At 51.2% G+C, this 21581-nt stretch carries 15 protein-coding genes, 2 tRNA genes and 3 rRNA genes; 11 read left to right on the forward strand and 9 right to left on the reverse strand.

The window, feature by feature from the left end:
- Positions 1 to 20: 20 nt before the first annotated feature.
- A complete protein-coding gene (locus ACSPJT_RS15505; RefSeq protein ID WP_435893472.1) occupies positions 21 to 974 on the reverse strand; it encodes a PEP-CTERM sorting domain-containing protein in 954 nt (317 codons plus the stop codon).
- A gap of 309 nt (positions 975 to 1283) precedes the next feature.
- On the opposite strand from ACSPJT_RS15505, the gene ACSPJT_RS15510 reads away from it, so the two are divergent.
- The 3 genes from ACSPJT_RS15510 to ACSPJT_RS15520 are packed head-to-tail and all read left to right on the forward strand — an operon-like array spanning position 1284 to position 3350.
- Positions 1284 to 2075: a hypothetical protein gene (locus ACSPJT_RS15510; protein WP_435893473.1), complete on the forward strand. Its 792-nt coding sequence runs from the start codon at positions 1284 to 1286 to the stop codon at positions 2073 to 2075.
- A 15-nt stretch (positions 2076 to 2090) separates the two neighbouring features.
- Entirely contained in the window at positions 2091 to 2783 is a 693-nt protein-coding gene (locus ACSPJT_RS15515; RefSeq protein ID WP_435893474.1) for an SCO family protein, read from the forward strand.
- Positions 2784 to 2795: 12 nt separating this feature from the next.
- Positions 2796 to 3350: a DUF420 domain-containing protein gene (locus ACSPJT_RS15520; RefSeq protein WP_435893475.1), complete on the forward strand. Its 555-nt coding sequence runs from the start codon at positions 2796 to 2798 to the stop codon at positions 3348 to 3350.
- A gap of 69 nt (positions 3351 to 3419) precedes the next feature.
- Here ACSPJT_RS15520 and ACSPJT_RS15525 read toward each other — a convergent pair whose 3' ends face one another.
- The 6 genes from ACSPJT_RS15525 to ACSPJT_RS15550 all read right to left on the reverse strand — a co-directional run bounded on the left by ACSPJT_RS15525 (position 3420) and on the right by ACSPJT_RS15550 (position 11072).
- Positions 3420 to 4145: a Bax inhibitor-1/YccA family protein gene (locus ACSPJT_RS15525; protein WP_435893476.1), complete on the reverse strand. Its 726-nt coding sequence runs from the start codon at positions 4143 to 4145 to the stop codon at positions 3420 to 3422.
- Between the two features lie 73 nt (positions 4146 to 4218).
- Positions 4219 to 5535: a hypothetical protein gene (locus ACSPJT_RS15530; RefSeq protein ID WP_435893477.1), complete on the reverse strand. Its 1317-nt coding sequence runs from the start codon at positions 5533 to 5535 to the stop codon at positions 4219 to 4221.
- 75 nt (positions 5536 to 5610) lie between these two features.
- Complete coding sequence (locus ACSPJT_RS15535; RefSeq protein ID WP_435893478.1) at positions 5611 to 5883, reverse strand: GIY-YIG nuclease family protein; 273 nt, start codon at positions 5881 to 5883, stop codon at positions 5611 to 5613.
- Positions 5884 to 5888: 5 nt separating this feature from the next.
- A complete protein-coding gene (locus ACSPJT_RS15540) occupies positions 5889 to 7352 on the reverse strand; it encodes an alpha/beta hydrolase (protein WP_435893479.1) in 1464 nt (487 codons plus the stop codon).
- Between the two features lies 1 nt (position 7353).
- Positions 7354 to 9657 carry an FdhF/YdeP family oxidoreductase gene (locus ACSPJT_RS15545; RefSeq protein ID WP_435893480.1) on the reverse strand — a complete coding sequence of 768 codons (2304 nt, stop codon included), beginning with the start codon at positions 9655 to 9657 and terminating at the stop codon, positions 7354 to 7356.
- Between the two features lie 71 nt (positions 9658 to 9728).
- Complete coding sequence (locus ACSPJT_RS15550) at positions 9729 to 11072, reverse strand: sulfatase family protein (RefSeq protein ID WP_435893481.1); 1344 nt, start codon at positions 11070 to 11072, stop codon at positions 9729 to 9731.
- Positions 11073 to 11177: 105 nt separating this feature from the next.
- On the opposite strand from ACSPJT_RS15550, the gene ACSPJT_RS15555 reads away from it, so the two are divergent.
- Both ACSPJT_RS15555 and ACSPJT_RS15560 read left to right on the forward strand, forming a co-directional pair.
- Entirely contained in the window at positions 11178 to 12851 is a 1674-nt protein-coding gene (locus tag ACSPJT_RS15555) for a formate--tetrahydrofolate ligase (RefSeq protein ID WP_435893482.1), read from the forward strand.
- Between the two features lie 136 nt (positions 12852 to 12987).
- Positions 12988 to 13737 carry a PEP-CTERM sorting domain-containing protein gene (locus tag ACSPJT_RS15560; RefSeq protein ID WP_435893483.1) on the forward strand — a complete coding sequence of 250 codons (750 nt, stop codon included), beginning with the start codon at positions 12988 to 12990 and terminating at the stop codon, positions 13735 to 13737.
- 54 nt (positions 13738 to 13791) lie between these two features.
- Here ACSPJT_RS15560 and ACSPJT_RS15565 read toward each other — a convergent pair whose 3' ends face one another.
- Positions 13792 to 13998 carry a dodecin gene (locus ACSPJT_RS15565; protein WP_435893484.1) on the reverse strand — a complete coding sequence of 69 codons (207 nt, stop codon included), beginning with the start codon at positions 13996 to 13998 and terminating at the stop codon, positions 13792 to 13794.
- 71 nt (positions 13999 to 14069) lie between these two features.
- Here ACSPJT_RS15565 and ACSPJT_RS15570 point away from each other — a divergent pair, with 71 nt between their 5' ends.
- The 6 genes from ACSPJT_RS15570 (at position 14070) to rrf (ending at position 20418) form a co-directional block, all read left to right on the forward strand.
- Positions 14070 to 14201 carry a hypothetical protein gene (locus ACSPJT_RS15570; protein ID WP_435893485.1) on the forward strand — a complete coding sequence of 44 codons (132 nt, stop codon included), beginning with the start codon at positions 14070 to 14072 and terminating at the stop codon, positions 14199 to 14201.
- Positions 14202 to 14749: 548 nt separating this feature from the next.
- A 16S ribosomal RNA gene (locus ACSPJT_RS15575) occupies positions 14750 to 16289 on the forward strand.
- Positions 16290 to 16514: 225 nt separating this feature from the next.
- A tRNA-Ala gene (locus ACSPJT_RS15580) sits at positions 16515 to 16590 on the forward strand.
- A gap of 13 nt (positions 16591 to 16603) precedes the next feature.
- A tRNA-Ile gene (locus ACSPJT_RS15585) sits at positions 16604 to 16680 on the forward strand.
- A 400-nt stretch (positions 16681 to 17080) separates the two neighbouring features.
- Positions 17081 to 19922: ribosomal RNA gene (locus tag ACSPJT_RS15590) — 23S ribosomal RNA — on the forward strand.
- A 380-nt stretch (positions 19923 to 20302) separates the two neighbouring features.
- A 5S ribosomal RNA gene (gene rrf, locus ACSPJT_RS15595) occupies positions 20303 to 20418 on the forward strand.
- The 16S, 23S and 5S rRNA genes sit together here with 2 tRNA genes alongside, the layout of an rRNA operon.
- A gap of 193 nt (positions 20419 to 20611) precedes the next feature.
- Here rrf and ACSPJT_RS15600 read toward each other — a convergent pair.
- Positions 20612 to 21580 carry a DMT family transporter gene (locus ACSPJT_RS15600; protein ID WP_435893486.1) on the reverse strand — a complete coding sequence of 323 codons (969 nt, stop codon included), beginning with the start codon at positions 21578 to 21580 and terminating at the stop codon, positions 20612 to 20614.
- Position 21581: the final 1 nt, after the last annotated feature.

The raw sequence follows: 21581 nt of genomic DNA on the forward strand, positions 1-21581 counted from the left end.
TTGGGAGTCCGATGACATTCCTATTTCCGAGAGCGGCGTAGTAAGGTGAGCAAAGCTGTCGCTGCAAAGAGCGAGACTTGCGAAGGCTCGGGGATGGTATCTGGACTCTGACGGATATTGGTGGAGGCGAGATCATAAAAATCCCCAAGGGTATCGTCGCCGTTATTGGTCATGGTCCGTGTAGACTCAATCTCCCCATTTGAGAGGTTGAGACTGACCAGTTGGCCTCGGGTTTCCCCTGGGTCGCTCGCCCACTGGTTAGCCCACAGGATGTTAGCTTCATCAAATGCTAGCTGATAGACCGAAGTGATGGATGTGCTGATCAGCTCCATCGTGTAGTTGGGATCGTTGAGGTCGATTGACCAGAACGCAGTGTAGTTTGTTCCGTTGTTATGCATGTTGGAGGTGCCATACATTTTTCCGGTGGCGGTGTTCACCGCGACATCACCAAAGTCACCGAGTCCGGCGCGAGAACTGCCGTCAGAGAGATCTGAAAAATCGCCCAGATTGTGAGGTGTGATTTCAGTGTGACTCTGGATTCCTGAGCCATCACTGTTGAAGCTGATTTGGTAAATACCCTGAGAGCCACTCTCGGGGGTGTAGTAATAACGGCCGTTGTAAAAATCCCCTCCGCCACTGCCGATCTTATCGACAGGCATCCCCACGGTGGTCAGGTCTGCGAGGTTATACTCAGTACCGGTATCAATATCGAAGCGATAGAAGTTCGAACCATAATGATCCATGTAGTAGTAATTATTGGTCACTACATCGAACGCCAGTTGATTGGGGGTAATCGATGAACTTCCCTTGAGGGTGGTCGTGCCATTCGCCGTATCTATTTCGTAGAACGAATTGGATGACAAATTGCCAAAGCCGGCATCCCCGGTGACACCAACGACCGTCTGAGCCATCAGTGGGGAGGATGTGCATAGAAAAAAGGCCGATAGGCCACATGTAAGGGAGTATGTGTTCATGGGGGCAAAAATGTAGCTGTTTTTGCGATTTGAAGCTGACACCGTTATCAGCGGTGTGGAGAAGCCGCTGTGATACTACCAAAAAAACAGATGCTTCGCTAATGTTAAATATCAATAAACTCTAAACGGGTGTTTGTGGTCTGCGTGAAATTTATCCGTAGCAAAGTCCAGACGGAGAGAATCAACTCAGGTGATTCCGAAAGATCTGCTGTGCCGATGAGTATAGGCAAATGACAAGATATCTCGGGATGACTTGCCATTGCCAGGAAGCAAGGCTAGCCTCCCGCGCACCTCAAAAAAATCATCACCGTGGACCTGGAACCAGCCGAAAGAAACCCCGCCGAGTTGCGCCGAACCGCGATCATTCTCGTAGCGATCATGATAGTGGGTGCAGCGTTCGTGCTGTATGCCTACGTGAATCATGAACAGAAGGCTGACCCGGATCGGCCGCCGCTTGTCACCAAGATTACCAAGAATTTTGCCGCGAAAAACCAGCACAATAAACTGGTCAGTTTTTCCGAACTCGAGGGCAAGGTGTGGTTTGCCGCACCCATTTGTGTTTCCCAACTCGACGAAAACAAGCACGCGCTCGCCATGCTCAAGGAACTGGCTGAGATCTACAAAGACAACGAGGACGTCCGCTTTGTGTTAATTTCCATCGAAGGCGTCGACCAAGGAGTGGAGCCCGAAGACCTTGCTGTAGCTGCTGAAACTCTCGGCTTCACAGGTCCACAATGGTGGCTGCTGACTACCGGTGATACCAAAAAACAGCGCGGCTACATCAAAGACCAGTTGCGTCTAGGTCTGGTAAGTAAACGCAACGATGACGATCCCAAAGGCAAGTGGAAGTTCCCGTCACAGATCGCCTTGTTAGATCGCCAAATGCACTTGAGGCAGCGTTACGACTTCCGTGAGGCTTACGAGGTTCAGAAAAAAACCAAGAAGGAGGTGGAGGCGAATCCGAAGCTCAAGAACGACAAGAACATTGAATTCTACCTGAAGGCGGTTCCGCTCCTCAAAGAGAAGCTGCTCGCCAATACTAATTTTATCCTCTCCGAAACCACAACAGGTTCCCAGGGCGAGGAAAAAACAGAACCCTGATAGAAATTTTTCAACATGAATGATAAAACCAAAATCTTCACCATCTACGCAGTTGTCGCCCTGATCTCGGCTTTGATTATGGCGACAGCTTTTTATATCCGAGGCCATCAAGTGAAGCCCGAGGTAACTCCGTATTACTCCAAGACATCGGAACTTGAGCCACTGCTGACTCTGGAAAAAGACATCACCCTGACGAATCAGGATGGTGAAGAGGTGAAAATCTCAGATCTCAAAGGCAAGGTGTGGGCCTTCGCCCAGTTTTATGCCGCTTGCCCGATGTGTGCTGTGAACAACGAACAGGGCCTCAAAACTCTCTATAACAAGTTTAAAGATCACCCCGATTTTCAAGTGGTTTGTATCACCGTGGACCCAGCTAAAGACAAGGTGGCGGAAATGAAATCCTATGCCGAAGCCCTGGGTGCCGATTCCTCGGACTGGTGGTTCCTAACCGGTGATCCGGAAACTCTGAAGACTTACATGGTCGACGAAATGAAATACGATCCCATCCAAGAGCGCAAGGATCCTCAAGAAGCTGCGGAGAAAGGTGCACTCGCACATAATATGTCGATCGCCGTCTACAACAGGAATCTTTCCATGGTCGGACGACGTGATCTTTTCCATGCCCGCCAAGATGGAGACGCAGTCTACGAGGAAACTGAAAAAGCTCTGCACCAGATGGTGGACGCGGTTTTGAAGCAGGAAAAGTAAACCCATTAGGTGATGTCAGACTACCAAGATTACCTCAAGCGCCAGCCAGATGCCGCGAAGTTGAAAGTGCTCAAGCGCGCATCGTGGATCATCAGTATCCTGGTTTTTTCACTCGTCGTGGTGATGGGGCGCTACAAATTGGATCTCGGCGTGGATCTCTCGTTTCTCCCACCCGTTCATGCGGTGCTGAATTCACTGGTCGCTATCTTTCTGGTTCTCGCGGTCATGGCGATCAAAAACAAAAATGTCGCCCGGCATAAACAAATGATCGGTGGAGCGGTGGTTTGTTCCATCCTTTTCCTGCTGTGCTACGTCGCTTACCACGGCACCCAGGAAGAAGTGCGCCACGGTGGTGAGGGCATGGTGAGGATCGGCTATCTCATTTTGCTCGCCAGCCACATTATTACGGCTGCAATCAGCCTGCCATTTATTCTGATCACCCTTTCCTTAGGACACACCAACCACTTTGCCCGCCACCGCAAAATGGCTCGTTGGGTGTTCCCACTCTGGCTTTACGTCGCAGTGACCGGCCCGATCTGCTACCTGATGCTGATGCCCTATTACTAAAATGCCCCGTCCGCGAACGGACAGGGCATGAGTTTGAAGTAATTGGTTTTTAGTGCTCCGATTGAGGCATTAGTCCCGCGACATGAAGATGCGCAGGATATACCAGAACAGCAGGGCGACACTGGCAAAGAGTCCGAGTGAAGCAGCCACATACTGACTTGTCTGGTAGTGATGAATGATGTTGCTGGTATTATAAAGGATCGAACCGGCAGCAAAAATCACCATGGCCACGGAGAACCACAGGCCAAGGGTAATGGCTCCAGGCCAGATCACCGCTACGACTATGAGTCCGAGCGCTATCATACCAACAATTTTCAACATACCACCGAGGAACGAAAAGTCCTTCTTGGTAGTAAAGGCAATCACGGTGAGGCCGAGGAATAGCAGCAGCGTCACGCCGCCCGCCTTCATGATGAGTGTGCTATCGCCTACCTGCCACTTCGCCATGAGCAGTAGTGGTAGAAAGATGATCGCCTCTGCGATGACGTAGACACCTAGACCGAGATACTGAACACCTTTTGAGGTGTCACTGTTAGCCCATGAATTAGCCAGCCATGAGACGCCCATGAAACCACCGAGCACAAGTAACCAGCTGTATGGGCTAGTGGCCAAGAGGTTGAAAACAGTGGTCTCAATTCCGGGAATGGACATCAATGCGGCCTCGATCATGGCAAAGACCACAATGGCACCAGCCAAGTGGCTGTATGTCTTCCGGATGAAAGCGGCACGAACGTCCACAGGCTGCGCAGCCACCGTGTAAGGATTCGCGTAGGAGCTTGAATAAGGATTTTCCATAGGCGGATTATACTCTGTAACGGTGAGTTATCTAGCGGTTTTGTGAGAAAAAATGAGACCGTGACAGGAGTGTTTAATTGGGCGTTGCGGGGCTTGTGTGCTCGATTTTACGCATCGTTTCTTTACCCGCACCCGCAGCCCATTCTTTGGCAGCTTCTGGGTCAGTTTTAAGCCACTGTTCGTATATTTGTTTTCTATTCGCGATGATAGCATCACTGTTGCCGCCACGGTCGAGCCACAAGAAGGCTTGTTTGAAGTTTTTTCGGTGGTGGAGTGTGCGAGCGACATTGATAACGGCTTGATCATTTTTAATGTCTGAAGGTTGGCTCTCATACCATTCTGTTGCTGCTACAGAGTCCATCAGTGCCCATGAAGCTATCTGGCTGTTCATGAAATCTTTTTTTGCTGAGATGTCTGATGATTGTTCCATCCCATACTCGATTGCAGCCCTAGGCTGTGAGTAGCTCATTTTTTCAGCGATCTGTTTGACCAAAGCATTTTTTTCATCAGGCTCCTGGATGGTGGCAATGTAGGCCTTGGCTGACTCAGGGGCATGACCGACGAGGTCTGCCACCGCCAGTTTCATCACCAAATTCTTGTAACCAGGATAGGCATCAGCATCTAGATATTGGTACAGCTTTGAAAGCTTGCTAGGGTCGCTGATGGCTATTTGAGCGATGTTTTGCATGGCCTGCCTTCGATCCATGAAATCAGGAATGGTGGATGCTAAATTCATGGCCTGGTCGAAATCATTTCTGGCAATTTCGCGAAAAATGGATCCCAGATGATAGCTGTTATGCATTCCCTGTCCTTCAAATCGACCGCGATTATCTTCATACCAAGCGATGGCTTCCTTGGGATTGTTCTTTATCCAAGATGCAAAAACACCAGAGGCATTAGGCATTTCCAGCCGGAGTTGACTTTTTTCTAACACAGTCTGCATGGCTGCTTTGCCGTTGAGTTGTGCTAATCGCTTCAGCAGCATTGACTTTATATTAGATCTTATTGCGGTATTTCCAATCTCTCCGACGGACGCCAGTACTTGAAAAATTTCATCCTCAGAAAGTTGGCGAATAAAATGCCATGCTTGGTATGAGCCGTCATAGTCCAAGTAGTCCACAGGCCCTTTTTTGAGCTCTGCAATCAAGGTCGCCATACCTTGTTCAAGCTCTGTGTTGCTACGAGCTAGCTGATGTGGCTTTTGGCGATTATTGGGCGACGTGCCCATTCTTTGTGATGAGCGGGCCTTAGAAAGGTCAGTTTCGCTATCACGATGGTTGCTACCATCTTTGGGAAAGCCTGTGTTTTTAGTATAATGTCCAATACCGATCCCCAAAAGAAGAGCCCCTAGCAGAGCGGTGCAACTCAAAAGCCGAGAGGTTGGTTTCATGGTCAACCATCCTATCTGTGATGTTTTTGGATACAATCAGAATCAGGCGTGGCACCATGGGGGGATGAGAATAAGCTATGACATACCCATGTCGTGCTTGTGAGTGATAGACTCCAGCATCGAGACATTGGTTTTGTGTTTGCGTAGGCTTTCTTCCAGCCGGAGAGCATCGTTGCGTGACATAGACTCGCTGTACCATTCCATGACCCAGGGTTTGAAGGGCTTGGTGCCCTTGAACTGGCCCTTATTGTGGGCCTGCAGCTCGGACTCGGCGTCTTCCGTCATTCCGACAAATCGGCGATTCATGCGGTTTTTAAGAATGTAAACTTGGTAGAGTTTCGTAGACATGATGGTTACTGCTTGGGTTTCTCTTTCGCGCGATTTTCCCACTGCTCGGTGATTGTCGCGGTCATTGCTTTGCTGGCGCTCAATGGCATATGATGGCCTCGACCGCTAAAGTAGCTGAAACTGGCATCGCTGCCAAGTTGCTTACAGGTTTTCTCCAGTTGCTGGACGGAGAAGTTGAGCAGGAAGAGATCTTGTTCGTGAACCATGATGTGGATTTTTCCCTGCAAATCTGGTTTGAGCTTGGTCCAATTTTTTTTCAAATGTCGAGAAATGTCATAGGGTTCCCAAGTTTGATAGAGGTCCTTGGATATGGCTCCCGTGGTTTCATCATACCAAGGGATTGGGCTTCCTTTGTCATCCAGTGGAGAGAATGCAGCCGCGAAGGACTTCAACTGGCCACCGGGGCCTAACGCTTTTTCATAGGATGCGAATTTCTGATAGGTGAGGCCTAAGCGATCAATGCTTAGCAGACGTGCGTCTCCATTTTCTTCGGTGAACAAGTTATCATCGATGTCATCGGCGAGTTTGATTTCTTGGAATAGTCTGAAATCAACCGGGTCAGGAGCGACGGCCCAGCAGCCTCTGAATGATTGAGGGTATTTGACCGCCAGCCACAAGCTCGCCCAGCCACCAGATGACGCCCCTGTGACGTAGCGATGGTCCGCTCCCGCACCTGCGTATTTTTGGTCGATGTGCGGCAGAAGTTCATCGATCAATGCGCTGCCCCATGGTCCATTCGTGGCCGAGTCCGCAAATGCAGAATGACCCCAGCGGCAGTTGGCATCTGGGATGACGATCACCGCATCCTTGCAGTTTTTAGCAATGAACCGATCCACTCGCGCTGTGGCTTGATGATGCACGCCACCGAATCCCACGATGTAGACGATCACAGGATATTTTTTCTCAGCACTCCAGTCCTCAGGCAAGATCACGGAGTAGCGCATGTTGTAGTCTCTCTCGTGAAATGTGCTGAGCTTTTGACTTCGAAAATAATGATCCTGAATGCGACCTTTGTTCCGAAATTCAGGTGCGGAAACAACATCGCTGGCTTGGAATTCAAACAGAGGAGTGTCGCCTTGTTTGATGGAAATCTTTTTGGGTTCACTCAGTAGGTCTCCAGTGCCCTTGCCCGGCACCGGCCAGTCGGGACTCAATCTAACGATAGCTTGAGCATTGTATTCCCCCGAGAGTTGATCGAGTGATACGTTAGACGTGGATTCGGCGTCTATGGTGACTTGACCGAATCGCTTAAGGTCATCAACGGCACAGATGATCGGTAGCTTGAACCAGTTATCTATATGTGCGGCAGGAGCTCCTTCCGTCTGGGTTAAAAGGACATAAACTCTCGGCGTAAACTCTAACTGTTTCTTGGGTAACTCATAAGTTACGGTAAAGCTGGGGCCGGCAGAAACGCTGAAAGCGAATGATGCCAGATAGCCACAGATGGCTACAGTTTTGATGAAGTTCATGTTAACTGGATGGCTGCACGCTGACTTCGATCGATTTACTTGTCGGAGTGTTGCTTTCGAGTGCGGTTGATCCGACCGGAATCAGAACATTGGCCTCTGGGAAATAGGCGGCGGCACTACCCACGGGCATGTCGTAAGGAATGGCGTAGAACTCCTCGGCTTTCCTCTCGCCGTCTTCCCAATGACTGGTGATGTCGACCAGGGAAACTGGGGAGATGCCTCGTGACTTCATGTCGTCGGGATTGAGGAAGATGATTCGGCGTCCCATGCCAATGCCGCGGTAGCGATCGTTCATGCCGTAGATCGTGGTGTTGTATTGATCGTGGCTGCGCAGGGTTTGTAGAATGAGTCGATCTTCCGCGGGCTGGATTTGCTCCAGTTCAGTGTCGCTGAACTCAGCCTTTCCACTGGCGGTTTTCCAAATGCGTTCCTTGGCATTGTTAGGCAGGTAGAATCCTCCAGGGTTGCGCACTTGTTTGTTGAATGGCGTGAAGCCGGGAATGATTTTTTCGATAAGGTTGCGGATTCTGTCGTAGTCGCCAATCAACCAGCGCCAGTCTAACTTTTCAGTCTTTCCAACAGTTGCCGCCGCCATGCGGGCGATGATATCGGGCTCGCTGAGGCAATCAGGAGATGTCGGTGTTAGTTTGCCGCGTGACATGTGAACGATACCCATGGAGTTTTCACAGGTGACAAACTGCGGTCCGGTGTTCTGCTCGTCATGTTCACTCCTTCCCAGACATGGCAGGATCAAGGCTGTCTTGCCGTGCACCAAGTGGCTGCGGTTGAGCTTGGTGGAGATGTGACATGTTAGGCTGCAGTTTTGCAGTGCTTTGGCGGTGAAGCCTGTGTCGGGTGTAGCTTGGAGGAAGTTTCCGCCGAGCGCGACGAAGACTTTACCCGGCTCCCGATGCATGGCGAGAATCGCCTGCACCGTATCATAGCCGTGTTTGCGTGGGCTGGTGATGTTGAATTCCTGATCAATGGCATCATGGAACCAGTCAGGCATTTTTTCAAATACCCCGACCGTGCGATCACCTTGCACATTACTATGGCCTCGAACCGGGCAGAGGCCGGCGCCAGGCCGACCGATGGCACCTAACATGAGGTGCAAGTTGCAAACCTCTCGAATAGTTGCCACCGCGTTACGATGTTGGGTTAGTCCCATTGCCCAGCAGGTGACAAGTTTTCTTTCTCCGCGTAGAACGGTATCGGCAAGTTGCTGGATTGCTTCTTTGGAGATGCCGGATTTCGCTGTGATGTCCTGCCAATCGGCAGCCTCACAACGAGCACGGTAGGCGTCGATGCCTTGAGTGTGTGTGGCGACAAATTCCTCGTCCACAGCTCCACGCTCGAACAATTCCTTACCAAGGCCTCGGAGCAGTGCCAGGTCACCATTCACCTTGACCTGCAAATACTGTGAGGAAAGGGAGGTGGATCTTCCTAACATACCGGAGAGCTTTTGCGGATGGGCAAATCCCATCAGCCCGGCTTCCTTAAGCGGGTTTATAGCGATGATCTGGCCGCCATTTTCAACACACGTCTCTAACGATGCCAGCATACGTGGGTGATTGGTTCCGGGATTCTGACCGATGCAGATGATCGTGTCGGCTTCGTGCAGGTCATCCAGAGTGACGGTGCCTTTGCCCACTCCCACAGCCTGACTCATTGCCGTGCCGCTGGACTCGTGGCACATGTTTGAGCAGTCAGGGAGATTGTTAGTTCCAAAATGGCGGGCGAAGAGTTGATAGAGAAATGCAGCTTCGTTAGATGCTCGGCCGGAGGTGTAAAAAATGGCATCGTCCGGACTTTTCAAGGCATTGAGTTCGTGGCCAAGAAGCTCAAAAGCATCATCCCAAGTGATGGCTTCGTAATGCGACTTGCCCTCGCGCAGGACCATTGGCTCGGTGAGTCGGCCTTGTTGGTCGTGCCAGTAATCGCTCTGTTCTAACAAATCAGCGACACTGTGCTTGCGGAAAAAGTCGCGTGTGACCTGACGTGTCGTCGCCTCGGAGGCCACTGCTTTGGCTCCGTTCTCACAAAATTCAGTTTGCGCCCGATGGTCATCAGGGTCAGGCCAGGCGCAGCTAGGGCAGTCGAAGCCGTCCTTTTGGTTCAGTTCCAACAGCGCTTTCGTCCCGCGCACTGGACCGGCTGTGCGCATGATATGGTTCATGGAGGAGGCCACCGCGGCCACGCCTGCCGCAGAGGTCTTTGGCTTGCCTACCTTCGGTGGTGAATCCTCATGGGGGAGTTCGCCGCCCGATTCAGAAACAGGAGATGTTTGATGATCATCAGATGCCATATGCGGAGCATACGCCGCCACAACGAACGAGAAAAGCCATCAGATGGACATTTTACAATTTTGAGGGTGGATTACTTGCTTGGATCAGATCCATCCCACCACGCATTGAGAAGTTTACTTAAGGCGATGACTTGATCCGGATTCTTTTCCGCAAGGTTGGTGGTTTCGTGGGGATCATTCATCAGGTTGTAGAGCTCCGGTTTACCCTCGGGGTTATTAGCCTTTCCGTTAGATTTGCCGGCGATTTTCGGGGCTGGGAAATTGGCTGGGTTGTAAATAATCAGTTTCCATTCTCCTCGAACGATAAAGCGTGATTCGAGGTTGGCCACACGTTTGTCCACACCAGTGATATCATGTGAGTGATCCGCGCCATAGACGGTATCACGCTTTTTGAGTGCGGCGCGATCACGCAGGTCGATGCCGGTCATTGCGCGCGGAACATCAGCCCCGGCGATTTTGAGGATGGTGGGGGCGATATCGATGGACGATACCGGCGTGGTCTTATCTATCAGAGGCTGAATGTGGCCAGGCCACTTGATGGTGATAGGTGTTCTCACGCCTCCTTCGTGAACATCCTGTTTGGAGAGTGGCGCGAAACGTGGGCCGTCAGTTCGCTGGATCCAGCCGTTATCAGTCACGTAGATGACGACGGTGTTTTCGCTGAGTCCGCGTTTTTCCAGTTCTCCAAGCAGCTCGCCGCATGTTTGGTCAAACCACTCGACCATGGCATAGTAGCGGGCTACATGAGGGGAGTCGACCAGAGCCTGGTATTTATCAAAATGAGCCTTGGGGGGATTGTGTGGTGTGTGGGGGAGAAATGGTGCGTGCCATAGAAAGAAGGGTTTTTGCTCGTTCTTGGCCGTGTCGAGAAATCCACGGATTTGATCGATGCCTTTACGGGAAACCTCAAGACCGACATCGCCATGGCGAGCGCCGCGTTTTGGGTTGCCGTGGGTCATTGCATAGGTAAAGCCGGATTTTTTAGGGTCGGACTCCCACCATTTCCCCGCTTGCATCGAGATGTAACCTGCTTTTCCTAGCTCGCTAGCAAGACCCTCGCATTGGCCAAACCTATCATAAAGCTGCTGGTGAAGCTTGGCCCCCTCAGGTGTCGAGCGTGAGACTTTTTTTCCATCCTTGCCTAGGAGGTCGTTGCCCGTGATGCCGTGTTGGAATGTGTATAGCCCTGTGAAAAGTGAGGCCAGTGATGGTCGGCAGAGTGGAGCAGTGACATAGCCGCGGGTGTATGTAAGTGATTCTGCTGCCAGCTTATCGAGGGCTGGAGTTTGAATCTTTGGGTGCTTCATGAAGCTGTAATCGGTCCATGCTTGATCGTCGGATAAGATGAGAACGATGTTAGGGGCGGCAGCATGCAGGGAGCTGCTCAGTAGGGCGATCCATAATAGACGTATCACATGGGCACGCTGAGAATCAAGGTGTGCTTGGTCAAGGTGAAAACATATCATCAGGGATGCTGGAAAAGTTCTTTTTAAGCATCCGCGGTAAGTTAGCTTATCCCCATGAGCGACATTGAAATTGCCCAGAATGCGAAAATGAAACGCATCGCCACACTCGCTGAGGACAAGCTCGGTATCTCCGATGAGCACCTCGAGCCCTACGGCCACTACAAAGCGAAGATCTCCCTCGATTACCTTGATACGCTCAAAGACAGACCGGATGGCAAACTGATCCTCGTCACTGCTATCTCTCCAACACCCGCAGGGGAGGGAAAGACCACAACGAGTGTTGGACTAACAGATGGGTTGAATCGCATCGGAAAAAAGGCAGCCGTCTGTCTGCGCGAGCCTTCTCTCGGCCCGTGCTTCGGTATGAAAGGAGGTGCCGCTGGTGGTGGTTACGCGCAAGTCGTGCCCATGGAGGATATCAACCTCCACTTCACCGGTGACTTCCACGCCATCGGGCTGGCGAACAATTTATTAGCCGCGCTGGTGGATAATCATATTCATCACGGAAACAGTCTGGAGATCGATGTTCGCCGTGTGGTCTGGAAACGCGTGGTGGATATGAATGATCGCTCACTGCGCGAGACCACCATTGCTTTGGGTGGACTGCGCAACGGTTTCCCTCGCGCCGATGGATTCGACATTGTTGTCGCCTCCGAAGTTATGGCGATCTTCTGTCTCGCCACCTCCCTCAAGGAGCTCAAGGACAGGCTCGGAAACATCATTGTAGGTTACACGAGAAAACGTCAAGCAGTCCGCGCCCGTGACCTCAATGCTCACGGGGCTATGACCGTGCTGCTCAAAGACGCCTTCAAGCCAAATTTGGTGCAGACCCTCGAGGGAAACATGGCCTTCATCCACGGTGGCCCTTTTGCTAACATTGCACACGGCTGTAATTCCGTGATTGCAACCAAATCCGCTCTCAAGCTCGCCGACTACGTCATCACCGAGGCCGGATTCGGAGCCGACCTGGGAGCCGAGAAATTTATCGATATCAAATGCCGCAAGTCTGGGCTGAAACCGGACGCCTCAGTAGTCGTCGCCACCATCAGGGCACTCAAATACCACGGTGGTGTAGGCCTCAAGGATCTCGCGGAAGAAAATCTGGTGGCTCTGGGAAAAGGTATCAAAAACTTGGAGCGCCACGTGCGCAATCTACGTGACCATTGGGGGCTTCCTTGTATTGTCGCCATCAATCGTTTTACTGCCGACACCGATGCCGAGATCGCCCTGCTGAGACAGAAGCTGGGTCACCTGCAAGTCGAGGTGGTGCTCGCCGAGCATTGGGCCAAGGGGGGTGAGGGTGCCGAGGATTTGGCTAGGGCTGTTGTGGATGTCATCGAGAAATGCCCGGCCAGTTTTGAACTCACCTATGAGGATGAACTGCCGCTGTGGCAAAAGATGGAAGCAGTGGCCAAGAAGATCTACTCCGCCAGCGAAGTCATCGCCGATTCCAAAGTCGTGGCTGAAGTCAAGCGCTTGCAGGAAAGCGGATTCGGACATTACCCAATCTGCGTCGCCAAGACACAGTTTTCCTTCTCCACCGACCCCAAGTTGTTAGGGGCTCCCGAAGACCATGTCGTCAAAGTGCGCGAAGTTCGTCTGGCGGTCGGTGCCGAATTTATCATCATGATCTGCGGCGACATCATGACCATGCCAGGCCTGCCGAAAGTCCCGGCGGCCGAACGCATTGACCTTGATGAAGATGGAAAAGTGGTCGGCTTGTTTTAGGGTTGATCTTTAATTGTAAAATGGTCACCATCACAGATGTAACCAATGTCATTTTAGGCTAAGGTTTGATTGGTTTTGCGGTCAAATTTACAAATAAATTTACGATGAACTGGGTTACGATAAACAGAGAGAGCCGATGATGAAAACAAATCTATTTATAAGAACAACTACCTTGGTAACTGGTATGACATTGGGTGTCACGGCTCTCACTTCAGCTGCTACCATCACTCTGAATACATTATCTGACAGTGAGCTGGTAGGTTTAAATGACGGAGGTGGAGCGACGGCTCCCGTGGCGCCTGGGTCAGGATGGTATACAGGTGCAAATGCTGGAGAGGTTCGGCAAAGGTTGAATTCTAACACGGAATTAAGGACACAGTGGTATTTCAGATTTGATATTACTTCTTTGGCTGGAGTGCCTTCTGGTGACATTCTGTCAGCGACAATCAGTATCCCTCAGATTGGACGTCTTAATGGTTCTGCTGGAGCCGGTGCTCCGCTGAACTTGTTCGACAACAACTTTGTGTGGAACACCTCGACCGATCAGCCTGGATGGAACGACGGTCGAGAAGTGCCTACAGGAAGCGGCACATTACTCCACAGCTGGGCAGATGCTGCAAACGAATACGCTGTCGCCACGGACTTAAGTAATACGAATGTTGAGGGTATTTTTTCCTCAAGTAGCGCAGCCCTCATGACGACTGTTCAAAGTTGGGCTGCGAATCCAGCGGATAACGAAGGTTTCCTTCTCAGTCTGGTAGGGGCTGAAAACATCGGTTTGGCATTTGGAACCCCAACCTTGGTTATTCAGACAGTCCCTGAGCCTTCCTCAACGGCGTTGCTCGGTCTTGGAGGCCTTGCATTGATTTTGCGCCGCCACAGGTAGCGCCGATTAAGAAAGTGGCGTCTACTCTGTGGAAGGCATGAGAGCTCACTTCTCTTATGAAATGGTGAAGCCGATCTTCACGGTCACCTGAAAGTGGGCCACTTGTTGGTCATCGATATGGCCTCGTGTTTCCACCACTTCGAACCAACGCATGTTGCGGACGCTTTCCGCAGCTTTGGCGATGGCGTTCTTAATAGCATCATCTGAGGAAACGGTGGATGAGCCTACGAGTTCGATTTTTTTATAGATGTGATCAGACATATAAACAGACTAGCACGGATCCAGAGTATGGCCAGAATAGTTGAAGAGCGTCGTAGGCTAATCTATTTATCATGGTCACAGCCCTTGTTGTTAGAACGTTCACACCTGTGCCACCGGAGCACATCCAGCACATGGTTGACCGCATCCGCAGGCCGGTTTCCGCACCCGGGGAGGAGGATGAGGTTCCTCCGGCGGTTCACTGAGCTTGTTTCCCGCAAAAATCCCGGATGCGCGAACCTTGAAAATAAGGGGGTTGCGGAGGAGTGGTGAAAAAGATGGAAAATTAGTGTCGAAAGGTGTTGACCTGAAATGAATTTCGAGTAGGTTCCGCCCGCCGCTCCAACGGAGGGCACGCGAGAGACACTCAGTCGATCGGGGACAGCAAGCTGGAAACAGTCGGTCCACGGTCGGTTTTTTTATCTCCGCGACGGAAGCACCGCAAGGTGCCTTCCGACGGATCTTTTACAGTGCGGTCCTGCCTGCAAGGCGGACAAGGTGATGAAGGTATGGCCACCACGGCTGTATTGGAGCGTTGTCCGGACGGTGTGGTCAGGATGGAAGAGGAAAGATTGAATTGTGCGCTGCGCCTGTTGGAAAACGGTGCGCAGATATGTAGGAATCTCAAGGGCTTCGGCTTTTGGTTTTTACTACTGTCAATTTGGTAAACGTAAACTACGCCTGTGTTTTTAGGAATACAGGAAAATGAATACAAAGCCTATAACTGTTTAAAAGACCATCTTCGGATGGCATTTATACGGAGAGTTTGATTCTGGCTCAGAATGAACGCTGGCGGCGTGGATAAGACATGCAAGTCGAACGAAGATACTCAATAGCTTGCTAATGAGTATTTTAGTGGCGGACGGGTTAGTAACACGTGAGCAACATGCCTCAAAGCGGGGGATAGCCTTCCGAAAGGAAGATTAATACCGCATGTGGTCTTCGGATCAAAGATGCCTTCGGGTGTCGCTTTGAGATTGGCTCGCGGCCTATCAGCTTGTTGGTGAGGTAACGGCTCACCAAGGCAACGACGGGTAGCTGGTCTGAGAGGATGATCAGCAACACTGGAACTGAGACACGGTCCAGACACCTACGGGTGGCAGCAGTCGAGAATCATTCACAATGGACGAAAGTCTGATGGTGCAACGCCGCGTGGAGGATGAAGGCCCTAGGGTCGTAAACTCCTGTCATGTGAGAGTAAGGCATGTTAGGTTAAGAGCCAGACATGTTTGATAGTATCACAAGAGGAAGGGACGGCTAACTTCGTGCCAGCAGCCGCGGTAATACGAAGGTCCCGAGCGTTATTCGGAATCACTGGGCGTAAAGAGTACGTAGGCGGTTTGGTAAGTCAGGTGTGAAATCCCGGAGCTCAACTCCGGAACTGCATCCGATACTGCCAGACTGGAGTAATGGAGGGGCAGGTGGAATTCTTGGTGTAGCAGTGAAATGCGTGGATATCAAGAGGAAGACCAATGGCGAAGGCAGCCTGCTGGACATTTACTGACGCTGAGGTACGAAGGCCGGGGTAGCGAAAGGGATTAGATACCCCTGTAGTCCCGGCAGTAAACGGTGCGCGCTTGGTGTGGGAGGACTCGACCCCTTCCGTGCCGGAGCTAACGCGTTAAGCGCGCCGCCTGGGGAGTACGGTCGCAAGACTAAAACTCAAAGAAATTGACGGGGACCCGCACAAGCGGTGGAGTATGTGGCTTAATTCGATGCAACGCGAAGAACCTTACCTAGGCTTGACATGTATTGCTAAGCACGTGAAAGCGTGTGACCCTTCGGGGACCTTACACAGGTGCTGCATGGCCGTCGTCAGCTCGTGTCGTGAGATGTTTGGTTAAGTCCAGCAACGAGCGCAACCCCTGTGAATAGTTGCCAGCACGTAATGGTGGGGACTCTATTCAGACCGCCCGGGTCAACCGGGAGGAAGGTGGGGATGACGTCAGGTCAGTATGGCCCTTACGCCTAGGGCTGCACACGTACTACAATGCCCAGCACAATGAGAACCGATACCGCGAGGTGGAGGAAATCTGCAAAACTGGGCCCAGTTCGGATTGGAGGCTGCAACTCGCCTCCATGAAGTTGGAATCGCTAGTAATGGCACATCAGCTACGGTGCCGTGAATACGTTCCCGGGTCTTGTACACACCGCCCGTCACATCATGGAAGCCGATCGCACCCGAAGTATCTGCGCTAACTTTATTGAAGCAAGGTCCTAAGGTGTAGTTGGTAACTGGGATGAAGTCGTAACAAGGTAGCCGTAGGGGAACCTGCGGCTGGATCATCTCCTTTCTATGGAGTAATTTGCAAACAGTCTCACTGTCCCTGCAAAAGGTCGACGCCTAACCCGAGCTTGCTCGGCAGGGTGTCTAAGTGGACTGAGGAAACTCAACCACGACTTATTAATTATTATGGCGCACCGTGTGTTAAGACATGGCCGCAGCGCGCAATTCAATCTTTCAACCGTCAAACCGCGAGGTGAGACGACTCTTCAAAGACAACCGCCCTCTGTAACAAGGGGGTATAGCTCAGTTGGTAGAGCGCCTGCTTTGCAAGCAGGATGTCATCGGTTCGAATCCGGTTACCTCCACCATCAAAAACTAAAAGGGCCTGTAGCTCAGTTGGTTAGAGCACACGCTTGATAAGCGTGGGGTCGCAAGTTCAAGTCTTGCCTGGCCCACCATTTGATTTTGAATGGCAGAAGGTTGTAACGCAAAAGGCACTGTAAAAAGAAACGCAAGCGGTTCTTTGACATCTGTAGAGAAATTGTTTCGGGCGAGCCTCACCATTCGTGGTGAAAGTCTGAAGCAATTGATATTTCCTGTTCTGTAATGGCTGTTCGGTGCAAACCGGACGGTTCAATATAAAACAATACAATTGTTCCGCATGAGCTTTAGTCTTGCAGTCCTTGGAAATACTCGAAACCAACCAAACTTAAATCAAGTAACATTGATTTGAACAAACAAAACTAACGATCTGAACGTCGCGAGACGTGAAGAGAGAAAGAACCAAAAATTTATGGCAATAAATTTCGTTACCACCGGCTTAGGCCGGTGATGACAGAAGCTGAATTTCGAATAAGAGATCAAGCTTTAAAGGGCACATAGTGGATGCCTTGGTGCTAGAAGGCGATGAAGGACGTGATAAGCTGCGATAAGCAGCGGTGAGCCGCAAACAGGCTTTGACCCGCTGATTTCCGAATGGGGTAACCTGATACCATTAATATGGTATCGTTGCTTCCCGAATAAAATAAGGAAGCATACGCGAGACCCGGTGAAGTGAAACATCTCAGTAACCGGAGGAAAAGAAAGAGAAATCGATTCCGTGAGTAGTGGCGAGCGAAAACGGAAGAGCCCAAACCGGGGGATTTATTCCCCGGGGTTGTAGGACCCCGCTGTGGGACCCGAGAGGATAGGTGAAGTCTTTGGAAAGAGACGACATAGAGGGTGACATCCCCGTAACCGAAATCCTCGAAGGCCCTAGGGAGTTCCTGAGTAGCACGGGACACGTGAAACCCCGTGTGAATCTGCGCAGACCACTGCGTAAGGCTAAATACTAACTAGCGACCGATAGTGAACCAGTACCGTGAGGGAAAGGTGAAAAGTACCCCTGTGAGGGGAGTGAAACAGAACCTGAAACCATGTGCCTACAAGGTGTAAGAGCAAGGACTTGTCCTTGTGATTGCGTGCCTTTTGCTTAATGAGTCTACGAGTTAGTGTCTGTGGCAAGCTTAAGTCCTTCTGGGACGCAGGCGTAGCGAAAGCGAGTCCGAACAGGGCGACATAAGTTGCAGGCGCTAGACCCGAAGCGGAGGCGACCTACCCATGGCCAGGTTGAAGCGTCGGTAAAACGACGTGGAGGACCGAACCGATGTGTGTTGAAAAACGCTCGGATGAGCTGTGGGTCGGAGTGAAAGGCTATTCAAGCCCCGTGATAGCTGGTTCTCCTCGAAATGCATTTAGGTGCAGCGTTGCGTGCTGATGAGTGGGGGTAGAGCACTGAAAGGGCTAGGGGGCATACCCGCCTACCAACCCCTATCAAACTCCGAATACCATTCAATGGAGCGCAGCAGTGAGACAGTGGGGGATAAGCTTCATTGTCGAAAGGGAAACAGCCCAGATCAGCAGCTAAGGTGCCAAAATCATGCTAAGTGGAAAGGAGGTGGGGTTTCTTAGACAGTGAGGATGTTGGCTTAGAAGCAGCCACCATTTAAAAAATGCGTAATAGCTTACTCATCGAGAGACCCTGCGCCGAAAATGATTGGCGATAAGCATGATACCGAAGCTCTGGATGTCGTGTTCCTGCGGGAGCACGGCGTGGTAGAGGAGCATTCCCGGCTGGATTGAAGCGGAAGGGTGACCGACCGTGGACTGCCGGGAAGAGAGTATGTAGACATTAGTAACGATAAGCCGGGTGAAATCCCCGGCCGCCGTAAACCCAAGGTTTCCCGGGCAACGTTTTTCGTCCCGGGGTTAGTCGGGACCTAACCCGAGGCCGACAGGCGTAGGGGATGGTAAGCCGGTTAATATTCCGGCACCTGCAAAGTGGATGGGGACGCTTTCTGGATTGCAACCAGGTTATTGAATTCCGAGCGGAGGCCTTGTGCCGAAGCGTATTGCATGAAGGAGGGCCAAGAAAAGCCACCACGACTAAAAGCAGCCCGTACCGTAAACCGACACAGGTGGGTGGGTAGAGTATACCAAGGCGCAAGAGTGAAACCTGGTCAAGGAACTCGGCAAAATAGCTCCGTAACTTCGGGATAAGGAGTGCCCCCTTCGGGGGGCCGCAGTGAAATGGGTCAACCGACTGTTTAGCAAAAACACAGCATTGTGCAAAGACGCAAGTCGAAGTATACGATGTGACACGTGACCAATGCCAAAAGATTACGATGAGATGTTAGGATTTTTTTCCGAAGCTTCGAGTCCAAGTCCTGGTGAATGTCGGCCGTAACTATAACGGTCCTAAGGTAGCGAAATTCCTTGTCGGGTAAGTTCCGACCTGCACGAATCGTGCAACGAGTTGACCACTGTCTCGACCAGGAGCTCAGTGAAATTGTAGTGCCGGTGAAGATGCCGGCTACCCGCAGAAGGACGGAAAGACCCTATAGACCTTAACTGTAAGCTGTTACTGTTTATTCGATTTTAATGCTCAGCATAAGTGGGAGACTTTGAAACGCATCTTTAGGGGTGCGTGGAGTCGCCAGTGAGATACCACCCTTTGACATTGGATAATCTAACCCCGAGCCGTCATCCGGCCGGGGGACCGTGGCAGCCGGTCAGTTTTACTGGGGCGGTATCCTCCCAAAGAGTAACGGAGGAGCGCGAAGGTTGGTTCAGCACGGTCTGCAACCGTGTGTCGAGTGTAATGGCACAAACCAGCCTAACTGTGAGACCCACAAGTCGAGCAGATACGAAAGTAGGCCATAGTGATCCGGCGGTAGAAAGTGGAATTGCCGTCGCTCAACGGATAAAAGGTACCTTAGGGATAACAGGCTGATCGCGCCCAAGAGTTCATATCGACGGCGCGGTTTGGCACCTCGATGTCGGCTCGTCGCATCCTGGGGCTGGAGCAGGTCCCAAGGGTTGGGCTGTTCGCCCATTAAAGCGGCACGCGAGCTGGGTTCAGAACGTCGCGAGACAGTTCGGTCCTCTATCCTCTGTGGGCGCAGGAAAATTGAGAGGTTCAAACCCTAGTACGAGAGGACCGGGTTTGACGTACCTCTGGTGTTCCGGTTGTTCTGTCAAGGGCATTGCCGGGTAGCTAAGTACGGTCCTGATAAGCGCTGAAAGCATCTAAGCGCCAAGCAGTTCTCAAGATTAATTTTCCCTGAAAGACCGTGGAAGACCACCACGTTGATAGGCTGGGGGTGGAAGTGCAGCAATGTATGCAGCTCACCAGTACTAATCGTCTGTCTGGCTTGATTTCTTCGAAATTCTTTTTCATCCAATGGAATCGAATGAGGAAGATTCAAAACATTCGAAACAAACCGAGTTTGGTATGGTAAAAGCCATATGAAAACGAGTAAACCAAGGACAATAAGACAAGGCAAGGTGTGAACAACACATTGTTTCAACCATTCAAATCAAGAAATATCACTCTACGGATGTCAGCGAACAACGCTGAAAACGCCAATGCGGCGTGCGTTGAAATGATCGGACCGATCCGTCGGATCAGACCGATCAACCAGCTCTTTCCCAAGACCCGAAAACGAACACTCTAACCAAGACTCACCAAAAGCACACCAAGCTTGAGTGACCAGACGTCCGGAGGCATGTCGATCATGCCGATGACCCCGCCTCCGGCGGTCTGGTGACCATAGCACGGTGGAACCACCCGGTCCCATCCCGAACCCGGAAGTGAAACGCTGTTGCGCCGATGGTAGTGGGGCGATAGGCCCTGTGAGAGTAGGTCGTTGCCAGGTCTATGCCCGGCTTCATCGTAACCGATGAAGCCGGGCTTTTTTGTGCTCACGTGTCTCAGTCTTGGGAATGCCAAAACTTTATCTTCAGGCTATAAATATACTATCTCACAAATGAGTGACTCTCCTCTTAGTGCTGAGCACGCTACAAAGTGCCTTGAGTGAAGACTCAGGTGGTAGTGCCGCGGTGTTGAGGTCAGGTCGTCGGACTTTTAGTGGGCAGGCGCCGTTTCGACATAGCATGAATGATGACCAGATTCGCGATAACGATCAGACTGCCCCCAATGAGGAGCTGACTGCTGAGTCTTTCATTAGCATAGTGATGGCCCATGAGTCCCGCGAGAATACTTGGAAGAAACAGGGCGTAGCAGGCGGCGAAGACTGGCTCGGTGGTATAGATGAGGCCGGCTTCTGTGGAGCTGACATGGCGCTGATAAGTGTTCATCAGGCTGAAGGAGCCTACCGTGCATACGATTGCTAACACCGTCAGGAGGGCAATCACACTTATGGAGTTTCCCATGTTAATAACAGCATCTACATCTGGCGCGGTTAGAAAAGTGGCGGGAAGGAAAATGGCGGCGATGCCAAAACACATCACTAAGGTAACACTCCGCCCTCGATTGGTGCTAAATTTAGGTTTTTCGAGAACGAGGATTTGAAACGTTAGAAATACTGCACTGGCAATGGTGGTGATCTCACCTCGACCGAGATGTAAGTGATTGGGTCTGACGCCTGCTAGTATAGCACCACCTACGATGACTAGTAACACAGAGATAATGACCGGTTTTCCGGGTAATTTGCGATGGCGAATGGCTGCCCACAGAGGAAGAAATATACAGTAACTCTGAGTCAGAAATGCAGAAGTGGATGCCTCGGTGTATGCTAGGCCGTCGGCCTGTAACCACATGCCTATACCTCCCCAAAATGCGAGTAATAGGCCCTGATGGATTTCCCCCACTGTTGGTTTTGTTAACCTGACAGTTAGAAAAAACATGAAGATGCCTGCGAGGAGGAATCGTGCAGCTTGTACCCAGCTTGAGAAAAAAAGTGTCGATGCCTCCGGACTTTGATCCCGTAATTCAATCATCATGGCTTTGATGACAGGAAAAGAGACACCCCAGAATGCACAGCACAGGATTAGACCGAAGATGGCTTTTGTATTCATA

It is taken from the genome of Oceaniferula spumae, assembly GCF_042849255.1.
Classification (GTDB): domain Bacteria; phylum Verrucomicrobiota; class Verrucomicrobiia; order Verrucomicrobiales; family Akkermansiaceae; genus Oceaniferula; species Oceaniferula spumae.

Excerpts from the sequence above, each read along its gene's own strand:
- ACSPJT_RS15505 (WP_435893472.1), bottom strand. The coding sequence starts at position 974 with ATGAACACATACTCCCTTACATGTGGCCTATCGGCCTTTTTTCTATGC.
- ACSPJT_RS15515 (WP_435893474.1), top strand. The coding sequence starts at position 2,091 with ATGAATGATAAAACCAAAATCTTCACCATCTACGCAGTTGTCGCCCTG.
- ACSPJT_RS15520 (WP_435893475.1), top strand. The coding sequence starts at position 2,796 with ATGTCAGACTACCAAGATTACCTCAAGCGCCAGCCAGATGCCGCGAAG.
- ACSPJT_RS15525 (WP_435893476.1), bottom strand. The coding sequence starts at position 4,145 with ATGGAAAATCCTTATTCAAGCTCCTACGCGAATCCTTACACGGTGGCT.
- ACSPJT_RS15530 (WP_435893477.1), bottom strand. The coding sequence starts at position 5,535 with ATGAAACCAACCTCTCGGCTTTTGAGTTGCACCGCTCTGCTAGGGGCT.
- ACSPJT_RS15535 (WP_435893478.1), bottom strand. The coding sequence starts at position 5,883 with ATGTCTACGAAACTCTACCAAGTTTACATTCTTAAAAACCGCATGAAT.
- ACSPJT_RS15540 (WP_435893479.1), bottom strand. The coding sequence starts at position 7,352 with ATGAACTTCATCAAAACTGTAGCCATCTGTGGCTATCTGGCATCATTC.
- ACSPJT_RS15545 (WP_435893480.1), bottom strand. The coding sequence starts at position 9,657 with ATGGCATCTGATGATCATCAAACATCTCCTGTTTCTGAATCGGGCGGC.
- ACSPJT_RS15555 (WP_435893482.1), top strand. The coding sequence starts at position 11,178 with ATGAGCGACATTGAAATTGCCCAGAATGCGAAAATGAAACGCATCGCC.
- ACSPJT_RS15560 (WP_435893483.1), top strand. The coding sequence starts at position 12,988 with ATGATGAAAACAAATCTATTTATAAGAACAACTACCTTGGTAACTGGT.
- ACSPJT_RS15565 (WP_435893484.1), bottom strand. The coding sequence starts at position 13,998 with ATGTCTGATCACATCTATAAAAAAATCGAACTCGTAGGCTCATCCACC.
- ACSPJT_RS15570 (WP_435893485.1), top strand. The coding sequence starts at position 14,070 with ATGGTCACAGCCCTTGTTGTTAGAACGTTCACACCTGTGCCACCGGAG.
- ACSPJT_RS15600 (WP_435893486.1), bottom strand. The coding sequence starts at position 21,580 with ATGAATACAAAAGCCATCTTCGGTCTAATCCTGTGCTGTGCATTCTGG.